This window comes from Cyanobium sp. ATX 6E8 (genome assembly GCF_024346335.1).
Classification (GTDB): domain Bacteria; phylum Cyanobacteriota; class Cyanobacteriia; order PCC-6307; family Cyanobiaceae; genus Cyanobium_A.
This window is the reverse complement of the sequence record NZ_JAGQCT010000007.1, coordinates 90,418-111,931: the sequence shown is the minus strand read 5'-3', so window position 1 is coordinate 111,931 and position 21,514 is coordinate 90,418. Positions and strand designations below refer to the sequence as shown.

The 21,514-nt window shown below is 67.6% G+C and carries 25 protein-coding genes and 1 pseudogene; 13 read left to right on the top strand and 13 right to left on the bottom strand.

Annotated features, from left to right (window positions below; all coding sequences use genetic code 11):
- The 4 genes from KBY70_RS07940 (at nucleotide 1) to KBY70_RS07925 (ending at nucleotide 4,359) form a co-directional block, all read left to right on the top strand.
- Nucleotides 1-942 (top strand): UDP-glucuronic acid decarboxylase family protein, encoded by a 942-nt coding sequence (locus tag KBY70_RS07940; RefSeq protein ID WP_254988040.1) that lies wholly within the window; start codon nucleotides 1-3, stop codon nucleotides 940-942.
- A 119-nt stretch (nucleotides 943-1,061) separates the two neighbouring features.
- On the top strand, nucleotides 1,062-2,102 hold the full coding sequence (locus KBY70_RS07935) for an NAD-dependent epimerase (RefSeq protein ID WP_254988039.1): 1,041 nt from the start codon (nucleotides 1,062-1,064) through the stop codon (nucleotides 2,100-2,102).
- A 39-nt stretch (nucleotides 2,103-2,141) separates the two neighbouring features.
- Nucleotides 2,142-3,434 carry a histidine--tRNA ligase gene (hisS, locus tag KBY70_RS07930; protein WP_094559087.1) on the top strand — a complete coding sequence of 431 codons (1,293 nt, stop codon included), beginning with the start codon at nucleotides 2,142-2,144 and terminating at the stop codon, nucleotides 3,432-3,434.
- A gap of 91 nt (nucleotides 3,435-3,525) precedes the next feature.
- Nucleotides 3,526-4,359 carry an LpxI family protein gene (locus tag KBY70_RS07925; protein ID WP_094559088.1) on the top strand — a complete coding sequence of 278 codons (834 nt, stop codon included), beginning with the start codon at nucleotides 3,526-3,528 and terminating at the stop codon, nucleotides 4,357-4,359.
- 29 nt (nucleotides 4,360-4,388) lie between these two features.
- Here KBY70_RS07925 and hisB read toward each other — a convergent pair whose 3' ends face one another.
- A complete protein-coding gene (gene hisB, locus KBY70_RS07920; RefSeq protein ID WP_094559089.1) occupies nucleotides 4,389-4,991 on the bottom strand; it encodes an imidazoleglycerol-phosphate dehydratase HisB in 603 nt (200 codons plus the stop codon).
- Between the two features lie 115 nt (nucleotides 4,992-5,106).
- Here hisB and KBY70_RS07915 point away from each other — a divergent pair, with 115 nt between their 5' ends.
- Both KBY70_RS07915 and KBY70_RS07910 read left to right on the top strand, forming a co-directional pair.
- Complete coding sequence (locus KBY70_RS07915; RefSeq protein WP_094559090.1) at nucleotides 5,107-5,373, top strand: hypothetical protein; 267 nt, start codon at nucleotides 5,107-5,109, stop codon at nucleotides 5,371-5,373.
- Nucleotides 5,370-5,798 carry a type II toxin-antitoxin system VapC family toxin gene (locus KBY70_RS07910; protein WP_094559091.1) on the top strand — a complete coding sequence of 143 codons (429 nt, stop codon included), beginning with the start codon at nucleotides 5,370-5,372 and terminating at the stop codon, nucleotides 5,796-5,798. The genes KBY70_RS07915 and KBY70_RS07910 overlap by 4 nt, the downstream gene beginning before the upstream one ends.
- A 10-nt stretch (nucleotides 5,799-5,808) precedes the next feature.
- Here the strand turns inward: KBY70_RS07910 and fabI are convergent, their stop codons facing one another.
- Nucleotides 5,809-6,591 (bottom strand): enoyl-ACP reductase FabI, encoded by a 783-nt coding sequence (fabI, locus tag KBY70_RS07905; RefSeq protein WP_254988038.1) that lies wholly within the window; start codon nucleotides 6,589-6,591, stop codon nucleotides 5,809-5,811.
- A gap of 26 nt (nucleotides 6,592-6,617) precedes the next feature.
- Between fabI and KBY70_RS07900 the strand changes: the two genes are divergently transcribed.
- Entirely contained in the window at nucleotides 6,618-7,472 is an 855-nt protein-coding gene (locus tag KBY70_RS07900; protein WP_254988037.1) for an FAD-binding domain-containing protein, read from the top strand.
- A complete protein-coding gene (locus KBY70_RS07895; protein ID WP_094559094.1) occupies nucleotides 7,469-7,930 on the top strand; it encodes a hypothetical protein in 462 nt (153 codons plus the stop codon). Before KBY70_RS07900 ends, KBY70_RS07895 begins: the two co-directional genes overlap by 4 nt.
- Here KBY70_RS07895 and KBY70_RS07890 read toward each other — a convergent pair.
- Entirely contained in the window at nucleotides 7,839-8,396 is a 558-nt protein-coding gene (locus KBY70_RS07890; RefSeq protein ID WP_254988036.1) for a hypothetical protein, read from the bottom strand. The two genes, KBY70_RS07895 and KBY70_RS07890, sit on opposite strands and share 92 nt — an antisense overlap.
- A gap of 32 nt (nucleotides 8,397-8,428) precedes the next feature.
- On the opposite strand from KBY70_RS07890, the gene KBY70_RS07885 reads away from it, so the two are divergent.
- Nucleotides 8,429-9,046: a thioredoxin family protein gene (locus tag KBY70_RS07885; RefSeq protein ID WP_254988035.1), complete on the top strand. Its 618-nt coding sequence runs from the start codon at nucleotides 8,429-8,431 to the stop codon at nucleotides 9,044-9,046.
- A 9-nt stretch (nucleotides 9,047-9,055) separates the two neighbouring features.
- Nucleotides 9,056-10,264, top strand: a complete 1,209-nt coding sequence (locus tag KBY70_RS07880; protein WP_254988034.1) for a DegT/DnrJ/EryC1/StrS family aminotransferase — start codon at nucleotides 9,056-9,058, stop codon at nucleotides 10,262-10,264.
- Here the strand turns inward: KBY70_RS07880 and KBY70_RS07875 are convergent.
- From KBY70_RS07875 to KBY70_RS07845, 7 genes and pseudogenes are all read right to left on the bottom strand, one after another.
- A pseudogene (locus KBY70_RS07875) lies at nucleotides 10,243-11,112 on the bottom strand (FAD-binding domain-containing protein); the annotation flags it as partial. The gene KBY70_RS07880 and the pseudogene KBY70_RS07875 overlap by 22 nt on opposite strands.
- A 55-nt stretch (nucleotides 11,113-11,167) precedes the next feature.
- Complete coding sequence (locus tag KBY70_RS07870) at nucleotides 11,168-12,148, bottom strand: GDP-L-fucose synthase family protein (RefSeq protein ID WP_254988033.1); 981 nt, start codon at nucleotides 12,146-12,148, stop codon at nucleotides 11,168-11,170.
- On the bottom strand, nucleotides 12,145-12,453 hold the full coding sequence (locus tag KBY70_RS07865) for a nucleotidyltransferase domain-containing protein (protein ID WP_254988032.1): 309 nt from the start codon (nucleotides 12,451-12,453) through the stop codon (nucleotides 12,145-12,147). The genes KBY70_RS07870 and KBY70_RS07865 overlap by 4 nt, the downstream gene beginning before the upstream one ends.
- Nucleotides 12,450-12,863, bottom strand: a complete 414-nt coding sequence (locus KBY70_RS07860) for a nucleotidyltransferase substrate binding protein (RefSeq protein ID WP_254988031.1) — start codon at nucleotides 12,861-12,863, stop codon at nucleotides 12,450-12,452. The genes KBY70_RS07865 and KBY70_RS07860 overlap by 4 nt, the downstream gene beginning before the upstream one ends.
- Nucleotides 12,863-13,981: a GDP-mannose 4,6-dehydratase gene (gene gmd, locus KBY70_RS07855; protein ID WP_254988030.1), complete on the bottom strand. Its 1,119-nt coding sequence runs from the start codon at nucleotides 13,979-13,981 to the stop codon at nucleotides 12,863-12,865. Before gmd ends, KBY70_RS07860 begins: the two co-directional genes overlap by 1 nt.
- A gap of 61 nt (nucleotides 13,982-14,042) precedes the next feature.
- Nucleotides 14,043-15,512 carry an FAD-binding domain-containing protein gene (locus KBY70_RS07850; RefSeq protein ID WP_254988029.1) on the bottom strand — a complete coding sequence of 490 codons (1,470 nt, stop codon included), beginning with the start codon at nucleotides 15,510-15,512 and terminating at the stop codon, nucleotides 14,043-14,045.
- Nucleotides 15,512-16,072, bottom strand: coding sequence for an NUDIX hydrolase (locus tag KBY70_RS07845; protein WP_254988027.1), 561 nt, complete (start codon nucleotides 16,070-16,072; stop codon nucleotides 15,512-15,514). The genes KBY70_RS07850 and KBY70_RS07845 overlap by 1 nt, the downstream gene beginning before the upstream one ends.
- Nucleotides 16,073-16,271: 199 nt before the next feature.
- Between KBY70_RS07845 and KBY70_RS07840 the strand changes: the two genes are divergently transcribed.
- Nucleotides 16,272-16,523, top strand: coding sequence for a type II toxin-antitoxin system Phd/YefM family antitoxin (locus KBY70_RS07840; RefSeq protein WP_254988026.1), 252 nt, complete (start codon nucleotides 16,272-16,274; stop codon nucleotides 16,521-16,523).
- Nucleotides 16,520-16,942: a type II toxin-antitoxin system VapC family toxin gene (locus KBY70_RS07835; RefSeq protein WP_254988025.1), complete on the top strand. Its 423-nt coding sequence runs from the start codon at nucleotides 16,520-16,522 to the stop codon at nucleotides 16,940-16,942. The genes KBY70_RS07840 and KBY70_RS07835 overlap by 4 nt, the downstream gene beginning before the upstream one ends.
- On the opposite strand, the gene folK is transcribed toward KBY70_RS07835, so the two are convergent.
- Entirely contained in the window at nucleotides 16,893-17,555 is a 663-nt protein-coding gene (folK, locus tag KBY70_RS07830; protein WP_254988024.1) for a 2-amino-4-hydroxy-6-hydroxymethyldihydropteridine diphosphokinase, read from the bottom strand. The two genes, KBY70_RS07835 and folK, sit on opposite strands and share 50 nt — an antisense overlap.
- A 23-nt stretch (nucleotides 17,556-17,578) precedes the next feature.
- On the opposite strand from folK, the gene bchD reads away from it, so the two are divergent.
- Nucleotides 17,579-19,711, top strand: a complete 2,133-nt coding sequence (gene bchD, locus KBY70_RS07825) for a magnesium chelatase ATPase subunit D (protein ID WP_254988023.1) — start codon at nucleotides 17,579-17,581, stop codon at nucleotides 19,709-19,711.
- Here the strand turns inward: bchD and KBY70_RS07820 are convergent.
- Together KBY70_RS07820 and KBY70_RS07815 are read right to left on the bottom strand one after the other, a co-directional pair.
- Nucleotides 19,698-20,621: an MlaD family protein gene (locus tag KBY70_RS07820; protein ID WP_254988022.1), complete on the bottom strand. Its 924-nt coding sequence runs from the start codon at nucleotides 20,619-20,621 to the stop codon at nucleotides 19,698-19,700. The two genes, bchD and KBY70_RS07820, sit on opposite strands and share 14 nt — an antisense overlap.
- Before the next feature lie 4 nt (nucleotides 20,622-20,625).
- Complete coding sequence (locus tag KBY70_RS07815) at nucleotides 20,626-21,384, bottom strand: ABC transporter ATP-binding protein (protein WP_409996035.1); 759 nt, start codon at nucleotides 21,382-21,384, stop codon at nucleotides 20,626-20,628.
- Between the last annotated feature and the right edge of the window lie 130 nt (nucleotides 21,385-21,514).

Genomic DNA, 21,514 nt, shown 5'->3' with positions numbered 1-21,514 from the left:
ATGCCGGCTTCGATCACGCGCAACCTGGTCACCGGCGGCGCCGGCTTCGTCGGCTCTCACCTCGTCGATCGCCTCATGCAGGCCGGTGAGGAGGTGATCTGCCTCGACAACTTCTTCACCGGCCGCAAGGCGAACATCGCCCAATGGATCGGTCATCCGCGCTTTGAGCTGATCCGCCACGACGTCACCGAGCCGATCAAGCTTGAGGTCGACCGGATCTGGCACCTGGCTTGCCCGGCATCTCCGGTGCACTACCAGTTCAACCCGATCAAGACCGCCAAAACCAGCTTTCTGGGCACCTACAACATGCTGGGCCTGGCCCGCCGCGTTGGTGCCCGGCTGCTGCTCGCCAGCACTTCCGAGGTGTATGGCGATCCGGAGGTGCATCCCCAGCCCGAGAGCTACCGGGGCTGCGTCAACACCATCGGCCTGCGCAGCTGCTACGACGAGGGCAAGCGCATTGCCGAAACGCTCTGCTTCGACTACCGGCGCATGCATGGCACCGAGATTCGCGTGGCGCGGATCTTCAACACCTATGGCCCGCGCATGCTCCCCGACGACGGTCGGGTGGTGAGCAACTTCATCGTGCAGGCCTTGCGGGGCGAACCGCTCACCCTCTATGGCGACGGCAGCCAGACCCGCAGTTTTTGCTATGTGGATGACTTGGTGGAGGGCTTGATCCGGCTGATGAATGGCAGCCACACCGGCCCGATCAACATCGGCAACCCGCGAGAGTTCACGATCCGCCAGCTGGCCGAGCTGGTTCGCGCCCGCATCAATCCCGACCTGCCGTTGACCTGTGAACCGCTGCCGGCCGACGACCCGCTGCAGCGCCAACCGGTGATCGAGCTGGCCCAGCAGGAGCTGGGCTGGCAGCCCACGGTGCCGCTGGAGCAGGGCCTGGACCCCACGATCGCCTACTTCCGCGAGGCGATCGGCTGAATGTCCAAGGCCCCGTTCCGCAAGCTGCTCTCCCTGATTCCGTACTGGTTGTACAGAATCCGGCACAGGACGCCGTGGAGCTTGCTGGCCGTTCCCCCCGCAGGTCCGGAGCCCCTTCCATGACTATTTTCTTGACTGGTGCTGCCGGCTTCATCGGTGCAGCCGTGTGCGAGCGCTTGTTGGCTCGCGGCGAGCGGGTGGTGGGGTTCGACAACTTCAATCCCTATTACGACCCCGCCCTGAAACGGGCCCGGATTGCCCAGCTCCAGGCCACGGCGGCCACCACGGGCACCTCCGGCACCCCCTTGGCGCTGATCGAAGCCGATCTGGAGGATCGGGCTGCAGTGGAATCGGCCTTCGCGCAGCACAAGCCCACCACAGTGATTCACTTGGCGGCCCAGGCAGGGGTGCGCTACTCGATCGCAAACCCGGCCGCCTACATCCAGGCCAATCTGGTGGGCTTCGGCCACATCCTCGAGGGCTGCCGGCACCACGGCATTGAGCATCTCGTCTATGCCTCCAGCAGCTCGGTGTATGGCGGCAACACCAACCTGCCGTTTGCCGAGCATCAGCCGGTCAACCATCCGGTGAGCCTCTATGCGGCCACCAAGAAAGCCAATGAGCTGATGGCCCACACCTACAGCCACCTTTACGGGCTGCCCGCCACCGGCCTGCGCTTCTTCACGGTGTACGGCCCCTGGGGCCGGCCCGACATGGCGCCGATGCTGTTTGCCCGGGCGATCCTGGCGGGGGAGCCGATCCGGGTGTTCAACCAGGGGCGCATGCGCCGCGATTTCACCTACATCGACGACATCGTGGCCGGGGTGATCGCCTGCGCCGACAAGCCGGCGACCGCCAATCCCGCCTTCGACGCCGCGGCACCCGACCCAGCCACCAGCTGGGCGCCCCACCGCCTGTTCAACATCGGCAACAGCGAGCCGGTGGAGCTGCTGCGTTTCATCGAGCTGCTGGAGCAGGCCCTGGGCCGGCCGGCGATCCGGGATCTGCAGCCAATGCAGCCCGGCGATGTGGAGGCCACCGCCGCCGACACGGCTCTGTTGGAGGCCTGGGTGGGTTTTCGGCCTTCGACGCCGATCGCCGTGGGCGTGGAGCGCTTCGCCCGCTGGTACCTCGCCAGCAACGCCGCCACTTACTCCTGAGCGCCGGCAGGCAGACTCACCCCACTTGCTCCTTTCGCCTTGGCGTCGCTGCAGAGCCTGCGTGGCATGGTCGATCTGCTGCCGGAGCAGATCGGCCTGTGGCAGCACGTGGAAGCCACGGCCCGGGAGCAGTTCCGCCGCGCGGGGATCGCCGAGATCCGCACGCCGCTGCTGGAGGTCACCGAGTTGTTTGCCCGCGGCATCGGCGAGGCCACCGATGTGGTGGGCAAGGAGATGTACACCTTTCTCGATCGCGGTGAGCGCAGCTGCACCCTGCGGCCGGAGGGCACCGCATCGGTGGTGCGGGCGGCGATCCAGCACGGTCTGCTGAGCCAGGGGCCGCAGCGGCTCTGGTATGGCGGGCCGATGTTCCGCTACGAGCGCCCCCAGGCGGGCCGCCAGCGCCAGTTCCACCAGATCGGCCTGGAGCTGCTGGGCTTTGCCGATGCCTGCAGCGATGCGGAGGCCATCGCCGTGGCCTGGGATCTGCTGGCCGCGCTGGGCGTGGGTGGCCTGGCCCTGGAGCTCAATTCCCTCGGCAGCGCTGAGGATCGGGCCCGCTACCGCGAGCTGCTGGTGGCTTGGCTTGAGCAGCGGCGCGAGCTGCTCGATGCCGATTCCCAGGCGCGTATCCACAGCAACCCCCTCAGGGTGCTGGATTCCAAACACCCAGGCACCCAGGCGCTGCTGGCGGAGGCCCCCAGCCTGGCGTCAGCCCTCAGCGACGACAGCCAGGCCCGCTTCGCCGCCGTGCAGCAGGCCCTCGCAGCCTTGGAGATCCCCTTTGTGCTCAACCCCCGCCTGGTGCGGGGCCTCGACTACTACAGCCACACCGCCTTCGAGATCACCAGCAGCCAGCTGGGCGCCCAGGCCACCGTGTGTGGCGGCGGCCGTTACGACGGCCTGGTGCAGCAGCTGGGCGGCCCAGTCACTCCCGCGATCGGTTGGGCCCTCGGTATGGAGCGGCTGGTGCTGCTGCTCAGCCAGCTCGAGCGGCCGCTGGCGGCCGCTCCGGCGTTGGATCTTTATGTGGTGAGTCGCGGCGAGGCGGCGACCACGCAGGCGCTGGCGCTGGCGCGGCTCTGCCGCCAGGCTGGCTTGGCGGTGGAGCGCGATGCCAGTGGCGCGGCCTTTGGCAAGCAGTTCAAGCGGGCCGACCGCTCCGGAGCCCGCTGGGCGGCGGTGATCGGTGAGCAGGAGGCGGCTGATGGCCTGGTGGGGCTCAAGGATCTGCGCGCCGCAGCTAGCGACCAGGAGGGCGCCCAGGCCGATCAGCGGCTCAGCCCCGCGGCCCTGCTCCAGGCGCTGCAGGCTGCCCTGAAGGGGCCATGACGCCGCAGGACCTGTCCACCACAGCCAGCCACTCCAGGGTGTTGGGCCTTTGACTGCCCATACCACTGAGCGCGGAGCAGTTTCGGCCCTGATGGGTGATCCGACCCTCGCGATCATTGCCGGTGAGGGCGCGCTGCCGAGGATGCTCTCGCAGGCCCTCGCCCGGGCGGGCCGCTCCCACATCGCCTGCTACCCCCATGGGTTGGAGGTGGATGTACCAGCGGCGGAGGAATTCTTCTTCGAGCGCTCGATCGCTTTCATCAAGTCGCTGCAGCAGCGGGGCATCGAGCAGATCGTGATGGTGGGCAAGTTTGTGCGGCCGCGCTCGCTCAACCTGCTGCGCTTCGAGGGTTCCACCTTGATGGCCGCTCCGCGCATCCTGGCCTCGCTGCGCAACGGCGATGACGCCTCCCTGCGGGCCCTGGCCCAGATCATCGAGGAGCACGGTTTGCGGGTGGTGGGCATCGAGGATGTGGCGCCGAACCTGCTGCCGGAGCCCGGGCTCTACGCCAGCACCGTGCCCAGCGACATGGACCGGGCTGATGTGGAGCGCGCCGCTTACATCGTGGAGGCCATCTCCCAGGTGGATGTGGGGCAGGGAGCGGTGGTGGCCAAGGGGCTGTGCCTGGCCACCGAAGCCCTGCCGGGCACGGACGCCATGCTCGAGTGGGTGGCGGCCACGCGCACTGATCGGCCGGATACGGGCCGCTCCGGCGTGCTCTACAAGGCCCCCAAGCTCAACCAGGACAGGCGCATGGACCTCCCCGGCATCGGTCCCACCACCGTGGCCAAGGCCGCGGCGGCGGGCCTGGCCGGCATCGCCTGGGAAGCGCGCAGCGCCCTGTTGCTCGATGCGGAGCAAACGATGGCGGATGCCGAGCGGCTGGGGCTGTTTCTGTGGTCGCGGGAGTCGGATCCGGGCTAGTGGGCTAGTGGTCCCGGCAGTGGCCTTCCTCAGCTCCCTGCCTGCTCCAGCACGCCTTTGCTGCTCGGCACGGCGCCGGCGCGGCGTGGATCCACTTCCACGGCCAGGCGCAGCGCCCGCGCAAACGCCTTGAAGCAGGCCTCCACGATGTGGTGGGAGTTCACCCCATCCAGCTGGCGGATGTGCAGGGTGAGGCCACTGTTGTTGGCCACGGCCACGAAGAACTCCTTCACCAGCTCCGTGTCGTAGCTGCCGATCTTCTGGGCCGGGATCTGCAGCCCGTAGCTGAGGTGGGGCCGGCCGGAGCAGTCGAGCGCCACCTGCACCAGCGCTTCATCGAGGGGCGCCACGAAGTGGCCGAAGCGGTGGATGCCGCGCCGGTCGCCCAAGGCCTGGGCCAGGGCCTGGCCCACGGCGATGCCCACGTCTTCGTTGGTGTGGTGGTCGTCGATGTGGGTGTCACCCCTGGCGCTGATCTCCAGGTCCACCAGGCCGTGGCTGGCCAGCTGGTGGAGCATGTGGTCGAGAAACGGCACGCCGGTGTTCACCGTGCAGCGGCCGCTGCCGTCGAGCCCCAGCGTCACGCGCACGTCGGTTTCGCCGGTGACGCGGTGGATGGTGCCGGTGCGCATGGGACAACCGCGCCTGCGGGCGCCTGAGCAAGATGAACCGATCATGCCGAAGCCAGGCCCTTCGCCGCCAAGCATCTTGATGCCATGATGTCTTAGGCGTAAGCACTTTGATGCCATGCGCACCACGCTCACCATTGACGACCGCCTGCTCCGCCAGCTGCGTCAGAAGGCGCTCGACAGCGGCAGGCCTTTCAAGCAGGTGGTCAACGAGGTCCTCCAGGCCGGTCTCAACGCGCCTCCGGTGGGTATGCGGGAGCCCTATCGCTGCCCCACGTTTTCCATCGGTGCCCTGGCTCCAGGGGTGGATCTCACCAGGGCCAATCAACTGGCGGCAGCCCTGGAGGATGAACTCCTGATCGAGAAACTGCGGCAGGGCCGGTGATCCTGATCGACACCAACCTGTGGCTGTATGCCGCCCTGCAGGAGAGTTCCCAGCACCAGCAAGCCAAGGCCTGGCTGGAGGCCAGCTTCAACGGCGATGAAGCGATTGCCCTGCCCTGGAGTGTGGTGTTGGCCGTGCTGCGGATCAGCACCCAGAGCCGGTTGATGCAATCGCCGCTCACTGCCGTCCAGGCCCTGGAGCTGGTTGAGGGCTGGCGGCAGCATGCCCTGGTGGCGGAGCTGCAGCCGGGCCCGAGCCATTGGAGTGTGCTGCGATTGCTGCTCGAGGAGGCTGGAACGGCCGGCAATCTCACCAGCGATGCCCATCTGGCCGCCTTGGCCATTGAGCACAACTGCACGCTCTGCTCGGCCGACAGCGACTTCCTCCGCTTTCCAGGCCTGCGCTACCGCAATCCGTTGCGCTGAGGCCCAGCCCTCACATGCCGGTGATGCAGTAGCCGGCATCCACGTAGATCACCTGGCCGGTGATGCCGGAGGCCAGCGGGCTGGCCAGGAAGGCGGCGGTACTGCCCACCTCCTCCTGGGTGACCGTGCGCTGCAGGGGAGCCTTGGCCTCCACGTTGTGGATCATGTCGAGGATGCCGCCGATGGCGCTGCTGGCCAGGGTGCGGATCGGGCCGGCGCTGATCGCATTGACGCGCACTTGCTTTTCCGGGCCCAGCTCGGCGGCCAGGTAGCGCACCGAGGCCTCCAGGGCCGCCTTGGCCACGCCCATCACGTTGTAGTTGGGGATGGCCCGCTCAGCCCCCAGATAGCTGAGCGTGATCACGCTGCCGCCTTCGTTGAACAGGGGCTTGGCCCAGCGGCAAAGCGGCGCCAGGGAGTAGGCGCTCACCTCCAGGGCCCGGGCGAAGCCCTCGGGGCTGATGGCGGAGTAGTCGCCGATCAGTTCGTCCTTGCCGGCGAAGGCCAGGCAGTGCACCAGCACATCGATCGAACCCCACTGCTGCTTCACCCGGTTGAACACGGCCTCGATCTGGGCCGGCTCCTGCACGTTGAGGGGCTCAAACAGGGTGGGTGCAAGCGGAGCGGTGAGTTCGCGCACCTTGCCTTCGAAGCGGCCTTTCTCATCCGGCAGGTAGGTGACGCCCAGCTCAGCGCCGGCGGCATGCAGCTGTTGGGCGATGCCCCAGGCGATCGACTTGTTGTTGGCAATACCCGTGACCAGGGCCTTCTTGCCGCGCAGATCGAGGAGCATGGGAGAAATGGCCAGGAGCCGAAGTGATGCGATCGGGGGATTCTCTCCCACCCGGGGATCTGCCCCGCCAGTTCGCCAGCCGCGCCGAGCTGGAAACCACCCTGCGGCAGCTGTTTCCTGAGGCCCCTGGCGGGTTGAGCCCGATCCCAGGTGGGCGCCGGGCGGCTGAAACGGCGCTCGCCGCCATCGATCCGCTGGCCTATGGCCGTAGCCGCAACCACCTCGATGGGGCTGTGACGCGCCTCTCGCCCTGGATCCGCCACGGCGTGCTCAGCCTGGTGGAGGTGCGCGAGGCGGTGTTTGCCTGGCTGGAGCGCAGCGGCCAGCCTCCGGCAGCGGCCCAAAAATTAATCAATGAGCTGGGTTGGCGCGACTATTGGCAACGGCTCTGGCGCCAGCTGGGCGATGGCATCTGGCATGACCGCGAACCGCTCAAGACCGGCCATGCCCCCGAGCGCTACGCCGCCGCGCTGCCGGCCGACCTGCTCGAGGCCCGCACCGGCCTGGCCTGCATCGACGGCTTCGCCCACGAGCTGCACGCCACCGGCTGGCTGCACAACCATGCCCGGATGTGGCTGGCCAGCTACGTGGTGCATTGGCGCCGGGTGCGCTGGCAGGCCGGCGCCCGTTGGTTTCTGCAACACCTGCTCGATGGCGACCCCGCCAGCAACAACCTCAGCTGGCAGTGGGTGGCCAGCAGCTTCAGCAGCAAGCCCTACCTGTTCAACCGCGACAACCTGGAGCGCTTCAGCTCCGGGCGCTACTGCCGCACCTGCGTTGCCGCCACAGACGGCACCTGCCCGTTTGACGCCAGCTACGAGCAGCTGCAGGCCCAGTTGCTGGCGGTCGAATCGGGTTCTGAATCGGAGATCGCGCCGTGAATCCCGTGCTCTGGATTCATGGCGAGGCCCTGGGGCCGGCCAATCCAGCTCTGCTGGCCCATCCGGGGGCGCCGGCGGTGTTTGTGTTTGATCGGCAGCTGATCGCCCAGGCGGGCCTCAGCCTCAAGCGCCTGGGCTTTCTGTATGAGTGCCTGCTGGAGCTGCCGGTGACCCTGCGCCACGGCGATGTGGCCGAGGAGGTGCTGGCCTTCGCCCGTCGCCATGGGGCCGATGGCGTGGTGACCAGCGCTGGCGTGGATCCGCGTTTCGCCCTGCTGTGTGATCGGATCGCCGCCCAGCTGCCGCTGCAGGTGCTGGAGCCCGAGCCCTTCGTGGCGTTGCCGGAGCCGGTCGATCTGCGCCGTTTCAGTCGCTACTGGCGCCGGGCTGAGCCGGTGCTGTGGGCGCGGACTGAAGCAGGCGCTCCTCCTGCTCGAGCACGGCGTTGGGATCGCTGAGCAGGTCGGGCTCCTCCAGCAGCGGATAGGTCTCCGGCTTGACCTCGCCGGCATTGCGGGGGGGCTCCACCCAGCTGAAGCTGCTGCGGGGTGCCCGCGCACGGCAGAGGGCTTCGCTCTGCTGGCGCAGGGCGCGGTGCACATCGGCGCGGGCCACGGCCTCGAAGAACTCCTGGCGCGGGGCTAGGCCCGAGCTGAACGGCGCCGTGCCGTTGCCGTTGAAGAGCCGGGCCGTATCGACGCTCCAGCGGGGCTGGCAGCGGCCGCTCTGGCGCGTGTCGGTGTCGAGCCAGATGTGCAGGCCGTAGCCATCGGGTTGGCTCACCACGGCCAGGCCGTCGTTGGGCACCACCCGCTGCAGGGGGTAGATCGCCCAGCTCGCGTGGCGGTGGGCCGGCACGCAGGCGCTCAGCAGGGCAGCGCCGAGGGCGATGGCAAGGGCAGGACGTCTCCGGAATGGGGTCAAAATTGCTGGCACATGGCGGAGCCGCAGGAATCATGGCCCTCACCCCCTCCACGATGCTGCCGCTGGGCACACCGTTGCCGCTCGAGTTGATCCGCTCTGAACTGGCCGCCGGCAGCACCCAGCAGGTGAGCGGCAGCCCTCTGGATCTTCAGGCGCTGGCGGGTCGGCCGGTGCTGGTGCTGTTTCTCTGTGCCCACTGTCCGTTTGTGAAGCAGATCGAGCCGGAGCTGACCCGGCTGGCGGGCGAGCACGCGGGAGGCGCGGGCGTCTCCGGGTTGCAGCTGATCGGCATCTCCAGCAACAGCACCCTCACCCATCCCCAGGAGGGCCCAGAGGGTCTGCGGGCTCAGGCCGCTGCCCATCACTGGAGCTTCCCGTACCTGTTCGACGCCGACCAGGCCCTGGCCCGGGCTTTTCAGGCCGCCTGCACGCCCGATCTGTTTCTGTTTGGCGCCGACCATCGCCTCGCCTATCGCGGCCAGTTGGACGACAGCCGACCTGGCAATGACCTGCCTTGCAATGGCCGCGACCTGCGGGCTGCCATCGCCGCCGTGCTGGCCGGCGATCCGGTGCCTGGGGAGCAGCGGCCGGCCATCGGCTGCAACATCAAGTGGCATCCTGAGCGCGGGCCGGTGGTGCGGGCGACTTAAGTTGCTCCGATGCAAGTGCCTCCGTTCAGCCTCAGCGAGCAGATCCATGAGCTGGGTGCGGCTCTCGATCAGGCCGTTCTGGAGGTGTTGCGCAGTGGTCAGTACATCGGTGGCGCCACGATTGGCCGCTTTGAAGATGACTTCGCGAGGGCCTGTGGCGTGCCCCACGCCATTGGCTGCAACAGCGGCACCGATGCCCTGATCCTGGCCCTGCGCGGCCTGGGCATCGGCCCCGGGGATGAGGTGATCACGGCCTCGTTCAGCTTTTTTGCCACCGCCGAAGCAATCAGCGCCGTGGGCGCCACGCCGATGTTTGTGGATGTGGAGGAGAGCAGCTACCTGATCGATCTCGATCAGCTCGAAGCGGCCATCAACCCCGCTACCAAGGCGCTGCTGCCGGTGCACCTGTTCGGCCGCCCGGTGGATATGGAGCGGGTGTGCGCCATCGCCGAGCGCCATGGCCTCCGGGTGATCGAAGATTGCGCCCAGGCCACCGGGGCCAGCTGGGCCGGTCGGCCGGTGGGCAGCTGGGGCGATGCCGGCTGCTTCAGCTTTTTCCCCACCAAGAACCTCGGCGCCGCCGGCGATGGCGGGGCGGTCACCTGCCGCGATGCCGGCCTGGCCCAGTCCATCCGCGAGCTGGCCGTGCATGGCATGCCGCGCCGCTACCTGCACACAGCCCTGGGCTACAACAGCCGCCTCGATTCCATCCAGGCTGCCGTTCTCAACGTCAAGCTGCCCCACCTGCCGCGCTGGGTGGAGCGCCGCGGCGCCATCGCCCGCCACTACCGCGATCACTTGGTGGCCCTGGGTGGGGTGGCGTTGCCGGAAGCCGGACCCGCCGGCCACAGCTGGAACCAGTTCGTGCTGCGCGTGCCCCAATGCCCCGGCGCCCGCGCCTGCGAAGGGGCTTCTGCGGCCTGCGTGCCCTCCCCTGATAGTGCCAGTTTTGGCCTGCCCGAGGCCTGCTGCCGCGACTGGCTCAAGCAGCAGCTGCAGGATGCCGGCGTCAGCACGATCATTTACTACCCCATCCCGATCCACCGTCAGCCGGCCTACGCCGATCTGGGTTATGGCGCGGGATCCCTGCCGATCACCGAACGCCTCTGCACGGAGGTGCTCAGCCTGCCGATCTTCCCCGAGCTCACTGACGAGCAGCAGCAGCGGGTGATCGCGGTGCTGCGCAGCGTCGTGGCTCAGCCCTTGATCGTGGCGTAGAGGGCCTTGAAGCGGGCCTGCTGGAGTTTGTGGTTCACCAGGGGTGCTGGGTAGCCGCGGCGTTCCAGCGGTGCAATCTCGCCGCTGATCAGGTCGCGGCTGCTCACGTGCTTGAGCTCCGGCAGCCAGGTGCGGATGTAGCTGGCGTCGGCATCGAACTTGGCCGCCTGGGTCGCCGGGTTGAAGATGCGCAGCGGCTTGGGGTCCATGCCGCTGCTGGCGCTCCACTGCCAGCCGCCGTTGTTGGCGGCCAGGTCGCCATCCACCAGGCGTGCCATGAAGGCCGCCTCGCCCCAGCGCCAGTCGCAGATCAGGTCCTTCACCAGGAAGGAGGCCACGATCATGCGGCAGCGGTTGTGCATCCAGCCGCTTTCGTTGAGCTGGCGCATGGCGGCGTCGATGATCGGCATCCCGGTGAGACCGTCGCGCCAGGCCTCAAACCAGGCGTCGTTGTTGTCCCAGGGGAAGGCGCGCCATTGGGGCCGGTAGGGGCCGCCTGCCAACTCCGGGAAGTGAAACAGCGCCTGTTGGTAAAACTCGCGCCAGGCCAGCTCCTGCTCCCACACCTGAATCGACTGGCGCTCCTCCTCGCTGCGGGCCAGCGGACGGGCCTGCTGGGCGGCGGCCCAGGCCTGGCGCGGGCTGAGCGTGCCGAACTTGAGGGCGGCGCTGAGGCCTGAGGTGCCTGCCTCGCCGGGGATGTTGCGGCCTGGTTCGTAGCTCAGCAGGGGAGTCTGGCGGCCATCCCCATCGCAGAAGGCCTGGAGCTGCTGCTGGGCAGCGTGTTCGCCGGGGCGGCAGGGGCAGAGTTCGGCGCCGGAGAAGCCGTGCTCCAGATCCGTTCGCCGCGATGGCAGTCGCGGAAGCGGTTGAGCCGTGGCTTCAGATAAGCCTGCTGTCCGGTCACAACCGCACCAAGTTCTCACTGAGCAGCTCACGAAACGCCGCCACCGTGTCCACCAGCCCCTCCGCCAGTGAAATCCGCGCCCGCCAGCCCAGGTTCGCCATCCGGCCCACATCCAACTGCTTCTTGGGCGTGCCATCGGGCTTGGTCATGTCCCAGCTGATCTGTCCCTTGAAGCCTGTGGCTGCCGCCACCTGCTCCGCCAGCTCGCGGATGGTCAAGTCCACACCCGTGCCCACGTTCAGAAACTGCAGCTCATCAGGTCCCGGCTGCCAGTGCTCCAAGGCAAACACGCAGGCCTCGCCCAGGTCGTCCACATGCAGGAATTCCCGCAGCGGCGTGCCCGTGCCCCAGCAAGTGACGCTATCCGCATGGGCCTCTGCGGCCTCATGGAAGCGACCGATCAGCGCCGGCAGCACATGGCTGTTGGTTGGATGATAGTTATCCCCCGGCCCATACAGGTTGGTGGGCATCAGGCTGATCGCATCAAAGCCGTGCTGACGGCGCAGCGCCTCGCACAGCTTGATGCCGGTGATCTTGGCGATCGCATACCACTCATTCGTGGGCTCCAGGGCACCGGTGAGCAGGGCCTCCTCGCGAATCGGCTGCTCGGCAAACTTCGGGTAGATGCAGCTGCTGCCTAGAAACAGCAGCCGCCGTACGCCGCTGCGCCAGGCCGTTTCGATTACATGGGTCTGGATCTTGAGGTTGTCCAGCAGAAAATCGGCTGGGTAGCTGCTGTTGGCCTGGATGCCGCCCACCTTCGCAGCCGCCAGCACCACCACCGTGGGCTCGTGCTCTGCAAACCAGCGCTGCACCGCCTGCGCATCGAGCAGATCCAGCTCCTGGCGGCTGGCGGTGAGGATCTGGTTGTAACCCGCCCGTTGCAGGGCGCGGCAGATCGCGCTGCCGGCCATGCCGCGGTGGCCGGCCACGAAGATGCGGTCGGCAGGGGTGATCAAGGGAATGATGGGGGTCATCGCTTCCTCCAGAGACAACGGCCCACCCGTTGCACGTGGGCCTCAAGGTCGGCTGGAAGTTCATGTTGCAGGGCCAGATCCACCCGCCAGGGCAGCAACAGGTCGTCCACGTCGGCCATCAGGCGCAAGCGGCCGCCATGGCTGAGCTGCGGGGCGTCCAGGCAGAGATCGATGTCGGAGCCCTGCTGATGCCGCCCCATCGCCCGCGAACCAAACAGCCACACCGCCTGCAGCTGCGGCTGGGATGTCAACAGCTGAATCAACCGCTGCTCGGCCTGGGCAGAGATGCCGGGGATGGACCTCATGGCGCCTCCTGCAGCAGACGCTGCTCCAGCGTGGAGCGCAGCTGCTGAAAGCAGGGCAGGTAGCAACCGATGATCTGAGCCGCAATGGCATCCGCTGTGGCGCGGTTGTAGGTGTGGCTGGTGAGATTGCGGTCTTGAAGCATCAGCATCCAGGCCTCGCCCTGCTCGATTAGGCCCAGACGGAAGGCTTCGCGCAGGGTGTCGCGCGATCCCAGCAAGGAGGCATCACCCTGGCTGCGCAGCAGATCGCGCAAGGTGTTCCAAGCCAGTTCGTAGGTGTATTCAAACGCCTTGATCAGCCCCTGCTGCTCGCGTTCATTCAACGCCGGAGGCTCCAGGAAATCCTCCAGGCGCTGCAGTGCCTTGCGGTAATTGCTGAAGCGCTGCTGCCAGCGGACGTCCTCCGCCATCAGCCCACGCCAGATGCGTTGGTGGGTGGGTTCTCCATCGAGCCCACCACGTTGAAGCCCTTCAGGCGCAGGATCGCCTCCTTGCGGGCTTCCTCCCGATCGGCCTCCACCATTTCGGCTACTAGTTCCTCCAGGGTGGTGGTTGGCGTCCAGCCCAGCTTCTCGCGGGCCTTAGTGGGATCACCCAGCAGGGTTTCGACTTCGGCTGGGCGGAAATAGCGCGGATCGATTCGCACCACCACTTCACCAGTGCTGCGCCGCCCCAGCTCTTCTATGCCGCCGCCCTGCCATTCGATTGCACCCCAGCCCAGCTCAGCGGCCGCCAGCTCAATGAAGCGGCGCACCGATTCCTGCCGGCCCGTGGCGATCACGAAATCTTCCGGGATTCCGGGCTGCTGCAGCATCCGCCACTGCATCTCCACATAGTCGCGGGCATGACCCCAGTCGCGCAGCGAATCGAGGTTGCCCATGTAGAGGCAATCCTCCAATCCCTCATTGATGCGGGCCAGGCCGCGGGTGATCTTGCGGGTCACGAAGGTTTCACCTCGCCGCGGTGATTCGTGGTTGAACAGGATGCCGTTGCAGGCATACATGCCGTAGGCCTCGCGGTAGTTCACCGTAATCCAGTAGGCATAGAGCTTGGCCACGCCGTAGGGGCTGCGCGGGTAGAAGGGCGTGGTTTCCTTCTGGGGGATCTCCTGCACCAAGCCGTAGAGCTCGGAGGTGCTGGCCTGATAGATGCGGGTTTTGGCGCTGAGCCCGAGCATCCGGACGGCCTCGAGGATCCGCAGGGTGCCGAGGGCATCGGAGTTGGCTGTGTATTCGGGAGCCTCGAAACTCACCGCCACATGGCTCTGGGCGCCGAGGTTATAGATCTCATCGGGCTGCACCTGCTGGATGATCCGGATCAGGTTGGTGCTGTCCGTCAGATCCCCGTAGTGGAGCACCAGCCGGGGGTCGCTCTCGTGCGGGTCTTGATAGAGGTGGTCGATGCGAGCGGTATTGAAGCTGCTGGCGCGCCGCTTGATGCCATGCACCGCATAGCCCTTCTCCAGTAGGAGCTCGGCGAGGTAGGAGCCGTCTTGGCCAGTAATACCCGTGATCAGCGCGGTTTTCATGAACGCGTTTTGCTGGTGATTAGTATTGCAATGAAACGTCTGTTGAGCTCTTCATCACCCCTTAGATCGTGGCGTAGAGGGCCTTGAAGCGGGCCTGCTGGAGTTTGTGGTTCACCAGTGGAGCCGGGTAGCCGCGGCGCTCCAGTGGGGCGATCTCCCCACTGATCAGGTCGCGGGTGGCCACATGGCGCAGCTCCGGCAGCCAGGTGCGGATGTAGGTGCCATCGGCATCGAATTTGGAGGCCTGGGTGGCCGGGTTGAAGATGCGCAGGGGTTTGGGGTCCATGCCACTGCTGGCGCTCCACTGCCAGCCGCCGTTGTTGGCAGCCAGATCGCCATCCACCAGGCGTGCCATGAAAGCCGCCTCGCCCCAGCGCCAGTCGCAGATCAGGTCTTTCACCAGGAAGGAGGCCACGATCATGCGGCAGCGGTTGTGCATCCAGCCGCTTTCGTTGAGTTGGCGCATGGCGGCGTCGATGATCGGCATCCCGGTGAGACCGTCGCGCCAGGCCTCAAACCAGGCGTCGTTGTTGTCCCAGGGGAAGGCGCGCCATTGGGGCCGGTAGGGGCCGCCTGCCAACTCCGGGAAGTGAAACAGCGCCTGTTGGTAAAACTCGCGCCAGGCCAGCTCCTGCTCCCACACCTGGATTGAGTGCAGCTCCTCCTCGCTGCGGGCCAGCGGACGGGCCTGCTGGGCGGCGGCCCAGGCCTGGCGGGGGCTGAGCGTGCCGAACTTGAGGGCGGCACTGAGCCCTGAGGTGCCCGCTTCGCCGGGGATGTTGCGGCCTGGTTCGTAGCTCAGCAGGGGAGTCTGGCGGCCATCCCCATCGCAGAAGGCCTGGAGCTGCTGCTGGGCAGCGTGTTCGCCGGGGCGGCAGGGGCAGAGCTCAGCACCTCCAAATCCGTGCTCTAAAAAACCGTGCTCCAGCTCGGGGCTCACCAGTGGCAGCCCTTTGAGCTGGGTGGACTCGCAATCCATCAGGGCGCTCGGCGCCGGCAGGGGATCCAGGCCACCCGAGGCTGCTGATCCGAGGGCGCTCGCCTCCTCCACCCAGCGGCGCCAACTGCGCCAGTAGGGCCCGTACACCCGGTAAGGGTCGCCAGCGCCGGTTTTGATGGCCTCCGGTGCCACCAGGAGCTGGTCCCAATCGGCCAGCACCTTGCGCCCATCCGCCTGCAGCGCCCGCGCCACCCGCCGGTCGCGCTCGCGGCCGAAGGGTTCCACGTCCCGGTTCCAGGCCACCACTTCTGCGCCCAGGCCAGCGGCCAGGCGGGGTAATAGCTCGGCGGGGTCGCCGTTCAGGATCACCAGCCGGCTGCCGGCCTTCTGCCAGGCTTGCTGCAGCTCCCGCAGGCTCTCAGACAGAAACCACAGCCGCGCAGGCGCCATGCTCGGCTCCGACAGGATGGCGGGATCCAGCACGAACACCCCCGTCACCGCTGGAGTAGCGGTGACGGCCGCCGCCAGGCCCCGGTTGTCGGCCAGGCGCAGATCGCGGCGATGCCAAAACAGCCAGCGCTCCGGAGCCATTAGATCCCCAGCAGTTGCTTGGCCCGCAGCCAGGCGGTGACGCTCTTGCCATCGAGGTATTCGTCGCCGCTGGCCAGGGCCGCATCCAGTTCGTCGGGCTCCATCAGCAGCACCTCCAGGTCCTCATCGTCGTCGCCGGCGGGGGGCTCGGCCAGGGGGCTGAGGTCGCGGGCCAGAAACAGGTGGATCACCTCGTCGGAGTAGCCCGGGCAGGGCAGCATCGCGCCCAGGGGATCCCAGCGGCTGGCGCTGTAGCCGGCCTCCTCCTGCAGCTCCCGCTGCATGGTGCTGAGGGGGTCTTCGCCGTCATCGAGGGTGCCGGCAGGAAATTCCAGCAGGCGGGTGGCCACGGCGAAGCGGTATTGGCGCAGCACCACCACCCGGCCGTCCTCGAGCACGGGCACCGCCAGGGAGGCGCCGGGATGGCGGATCAGGCCGAAGCTGCCCACCACGCCCATCGGCAGCTCGACGCGGTTGACCTCGAAGCGGATCTTGCGGGCGTCCAGGGCGGCAGTGGTTTCCAGGTGGCGCGCAGGCTCGGGAGCGGGGAGGGGCGCCATGGGCGAGCGGTGGCTGCAGCAGTGCCATCAGCATCGCGCAGGGATAGCGCGCGGGGTGGTTTTCGCTGGCCGTATTGGCGGGTCGCCGTCTGATCCAGCCCTGCCCGGTCGGGATTTTGTCCTGTCCTGGCCTGTCCGAAATATGGTCACACTTGTGACTACATGGCTAACACTCGGAACAAGCGGTTCCTGGTAGCCCATGGATGCAGAGGTTATGGATGCACCAGTTCAAGTCAGCCTGCGGGATGCCAAGGCCCAGCTCTCGCGCTTGGCGGATGCTGCCCATCAGGGCGAAACCGTGCTCCTCACCAAACACGGTCGGCCCTGGGCGCGGTTGGTGCCTCTGGAGGCTGGCCCGGTGCCGCGGCGGTGCCCTGGGCGGTTGCTGCGGGAGGGGCTCGAGGTGGATCCCTACGGCCTGGTGCCCGGCGCCCGGTTTGCCCGGCCATGACCCCGCGATCGCCAGCTTCAGGCTTTCTGCTCGATACCCATGCGCTGCAGTGGTGGTGGTGTTCGCCCCGATTGCTTTCGGAGCCCGTGCTGGAGGTGCTGCGCGATCCCGCCCAGCGGGTGGTGGTGAGTGCGGCCAGTTGGTTTGAGTTGGCGGAGGCCCATCGGGCAGGTCAGCTGCCGGGTTTGGAGGTGGCCCTGGAGCGCTTTCCCCAGTTGCTGGAGGCCGATGGCCTGGGTTACCTGCCGGTGTGGCCCAATCACCTGCAACGGGCTGGCAGGGCTGCCCAGTCTCCGGTTGATCCAGGCTGCGTGGATCGGGTGGATGCCCTGTTGGTGGCCCAGGCCGAGCTGGAGAACCTGCTGCTGATCAGCCTGGACGCGGGTCTGCTTCGGCTGGGGGCTCGTCTGTTCTGGTGAGCCAAGCGGCTCCCAGCTGCTCGGGCCAGCCGGGTTGGCCGGCCAGGGCTACAGCCGTGCAGTTGGGGCCTGGGGCCGTGGCCTCCAGGGCCGCACCCAGGGCCGCCAGTGGGGCCAGCACGAAGTCCCGTTCCTGCCAGCGGGGATGGGGCAGCTGCAAGCGGGGGGTGTGGCAGCGCAGATCCCCCCACCAGAGCAGGTCGAGGTCGAGGCTGCGGGGTCCCCAGCGTTCCTGGCGCTCCCGGCCGAAGTGTTGCTCCAGTTCCTGCAAGTGCCCCAGCAGGTCCTCGGCAGCATCTGCGGTGGCCTCTGGGGCGGCGTCGGCAGTCACGCTTGCGCCCTCCACCAGCACGACGGCATTGACGTAGTTGGGTTGGCCGGGGGGGCCACCCACAGCTTGGGTTTCAAACAGCGGAGACCAGCGGAAGGCAGTCGTCTCTCCTGGGCGCCGCAGATCCTGGCTCCATCCCCGCACGCTCGCTTCCAGCAAAGGCCGCACCGCGATCAGGGTGGCGATTGGGTTGCCGCAGCGGCTGGGCAGGTTGGCGCCGAGGGCGATGGCCAGGCTCGGCGTGGCACCGCCGCCGGTCTGATCAGCGAGACTGGCTCTCACGTGAATCGGCTCTGGGCCCCTCCATGGTTGCAAGCGAATCGGTTGCAAGCGGATCGCCCACCACCAGTGATGCCGCGGCCCGTGCCTTCCCCCTGGCGGCGATCACCGGCCACGGCACCCTCAAGCTGGCCCTGCTGCTGGCTGCGGTCGATCCCGGCCTGGGCGGGGTCGTGATCGCCGGAGGGCGTGGCACCGGCAAGTCGGTGCTGGCCAGGGGTTTGCACGCCCTGCTGCCGCCGATCGATGTGCTCGATGTGGGCGGTACGGCCCTCAACATCGATCCCCAGCGCCCCGACGACTGGGACGCCGCCACCTGTGCACGCCTCACCGAGCTGGGCGCCGACCCCACCGGCGCCGATGCCAACGCCCTGCTGCCCACCACAGTGGTACCGGCGCCGTTCGTGCAGGTGCCTCTGGGCATCACCGAAGACCGGCTGGTGGGCTCCGTGGATGTGACCGCCTCGCTGGCCAGCGGCCAGGCGGTGTTCCAGCCGGGCTTGCTGGCGGAAGCCCACCGGGGCGTGCTCTATGTGGACGAGCTCAACCTGCTCGACGACAACATCACCAACCTGCTCCTGGCGGCGGTGGGCTCGGGCGAAAACCGGATCGAGCGGGAGGGCCTGAGCCTGTCGCACCCCTGCCGCTGCCTCCTGATCGCCACCTACAACCCCGAGGAGGGGGCCGTGCGCGATCACCTGCTGGATCGCTTCGCCATCGCGCTGTCAGCCAACCAGGTGCTGGAGCTGGATCAGCGGGTGGAGATCACCCGCAGCGCCATGGCCCAGGCCGAATCGAGCCAGGCCTTCCGGCAGAAGTGGCAGGACGACACCGATGCCCTGGCCACCCAGCTGCTGCTGGCGCGTCAGTGGCTGCCCGATGTGCACATCTCCCGCGAGCAGATGGCCTACCTGGTGAACGAGGCCCTGCGGGGCGGTGTGGAGGGACACCGCAGTGAGCTCTATGCGGTGCGGGTGGCCAGGGCCCATGCGGCCCTCAGCGGCCGCGATCGGGTCGAGGCCGACGACCTCCAGGTGGCGGTGCGGCTGGTGATCGCGCCGCGGGCGCTGCAGCTGCCGCCCCCCGATCCCGATCAGCCGATGGAGCCGCCGCCACCCCCCCCACCGCAGGGCGAGCAGCCGCCGGAGGAGCCGGAGCCGCCCGAAAATGAGCAGGATCCGGACGAACCGGACCAGGACGACACCGAGGACGAACAAGAGGACGAACAAGAGGACGACACCCCCGAAGACCAGGCGCCTCCCCAGGTGCCGGAGGAGTTTTTGCTGGATCCCGAGGCCATCGCCATCGACCCCGACCTGCTGCTGTTCTCCTCGGCCAAGGCCAAGACCGGCGGCAGCGGCAGCCGGGCGGTGGTGTTTAGCGATTCGCGCGGCCGCTACGTCAAGCCGATGCTGCCGAGGGGCCCGGTGAAGCGCATCGCTGTGGATGCCACGCTTCGGGCTGCGGCGCCTTATCAGAAATCCCGCCGTGAGCGCGAACCGCACCGCACCGTGATCGTCCAGGACGGCGACCTGCGGGCCAAGCAGCTGCAGCGCAAGGCTGGTGCCCTGGTGATCTTCCTGGTGGATGCCAGCGGCTCGATGGCCCTCAACCGCATGCAGAGCGCCAAGGGGGCCGTGATCCGGTTGCTCACCGAGGCCTATGAAAACCGTGATGAGGTGGCCTTGATCCCCTTCCGCGGTGAGCAGGCCGAGGTGCTGCTGCCCCCCACCCGTTCGATCACCGCCGCCCGCCGGCGGCTGGAATCCATGCCCTGTGGCGGTGGTTCACCCCTGGCCCACGGCCTTTCCCAGGCCGCCCGCGTGGGGGCCAACGCTCTGGCCACCGGTGATCTGGGCCAGGTGGTCGTGGTGGCGATCACCGATGGCCGCGGCAACGTGCCCCTCAGCCGCTCCCTGGGGCAACCGCAGCTGGAGGGCGAGGAGCCGGTGGACCTCAAGGAGGAGGTGAAGCAGGTGGCCAGCAAGTACCGGGCCCTGGGCATCAAGCTGCTGGTGATCGACACCGAGCGCAAGTTCATCGGCAGCGGCATGGGCAAGGACCTGGCCGAGGCCGCCGGTGGCAAATACGTACAACTGCCCAAGGCCAGCGATCAGGCCATCGCCGCCATCGCCATGGAGGCGATCAGCGGGGTGTAGTGGCCTTCTCTCGTGCCGCTTTGTCGCGGGCGGCACCGGTCTGGGCGGGGTAGAGCTCTTCGAAGAATTTGCCCAGCCCCACGGCCACGCTGCGGATGCCGTCCATGAAGCGGGGGTCGTCGGTCAGCTTGGTCACATCACCGCCCACGGCATTCCATTTGGCGGTGAGCTGCTCGGCATTGCTGACGGTGGACTGGAGCTCGTGCAGGGTTTTCGGGTTGTCGAGGGCGGCGATGACGCGGCGCAGGTGGGCGGTGCTGCTGTTCAGATTGGTGATGGTCGGTTGGGCCGCTTTCACCGTGGTTTCCAGCTCCCGGGCCAGGGCCTGGCCGTCCTTCATGAAGTCCGAGGTGTCCTTGGCGGTGCGGTCGAAGCTGCTGGTGGCAGTCGACACCTTGCTCAGCAGCTGCATCTGGTCGGCTTGCACCAGCAGCTTGTGCATCAGGGTGGTGACGCTGGTGAGGCTCGGCCCCTGCAGTCCTGTGATCGTGGAGCCATTGCACAGGGCCAGGCTGGGATTGCAGGCCTTGGAGCGCGGATTCGGAGCGCTCGGAGGCATCGGTTTGCCGCTGCTGACCAGGGACACCTGCGCGTCCCCGCCCAGGAGGGACGCCTCGCCGATCTGGGCGAAGGCCGGCCGAGCCAGCTTGAGGTCGGGATGGTTGATTTCCAGCTCGGCGACCACGGCCTGCGGGGTGACCCGCACCTTCCGCACGCTGCCAACCAGCACTCCTCGATAGACGACCGGTGAGCGCTCGGCCAAGCCCGCGGCTTCATCGAAGTTGGCCTTCACGGTCCAGTTCTGACGGCCCAGGGAGATGCCGCGTAGCCAGAAGGACAGTCCCATGGCACTGGCAATGGCCGCCAGCAGGGAGAAGCCAACGATCGCCTCACGAATACTGCGGCGCATGGACCTAAGACTCCGCCGGCTGCATCGGTCCGCGCAGGCTACCGCTCCTGAACTGCACCACGTAAGGATCGCTGCAATGGCGGTAGTCCTCAACCGTGCCACTCCAGCGAAACTGTCCGTCGTAAAGCAGCACCACCCGCTCGGCTGAGCGTTCGATGGTGCTGTGCACGTGGCTGACCACCACCGACGTGGCCTGCGCCACATCGGTGGTGCGCACGATCAGATCTTCAATCCGGGTGCAGGCCACCGGATCGAGGCCGGCGGTGGGTTCATCGAACAACAGCAGCGGCATCTGATCGCTGGCTTTGCGCGGATCGTTGATCAGGGCCCTAGCAAAGCTGACCCGTTTCTGCATGCCGCCGCTGAGCTCCCCGGGCAGTTGCTCTTCGGTGCCATGCAGCCCGACGGCATCGAGGGCGGCGCCCACCCGGTCGCGAATCTCCCGTTCGCTGAGGCGGCCGAAGCGATACAGCAGGAAGCCGACGTTTTCGCGCACGGTCAGCGAACCCAGCAGAGCAGGGTTCTGAAACACCAGGCGCACATCGGGAGGGTTGCGCTGATCAAGGCGCAGGTAGGTCTGGGGAACGCCGTAGAGGCTGAGCTGGCCGCTGCTGGGCAACTGCAGCCCGGCCAGCAGCCGCAGGATCGTGGATTTGCCGGCTCCAGACGGACCCACCACCACCAGGCGTTCCCCCGGCGCGATCTGCAGGTTCACCCCGTCCAGCACCCGCCGGCTGCCCCAGCGCACGCTGAGGTTGTCCATCACAGCCAGCGGCGGGGCCTGGAGCGGTGCTGAGGAAGCCAGGGGCGGCGCGGCAAAGCTGGATCCCATCCTGACCCTTTCCGCCCGCGAACAGCCTCCGTAAAGTTCAGCCAGTTGCGGCAGCGTCCTC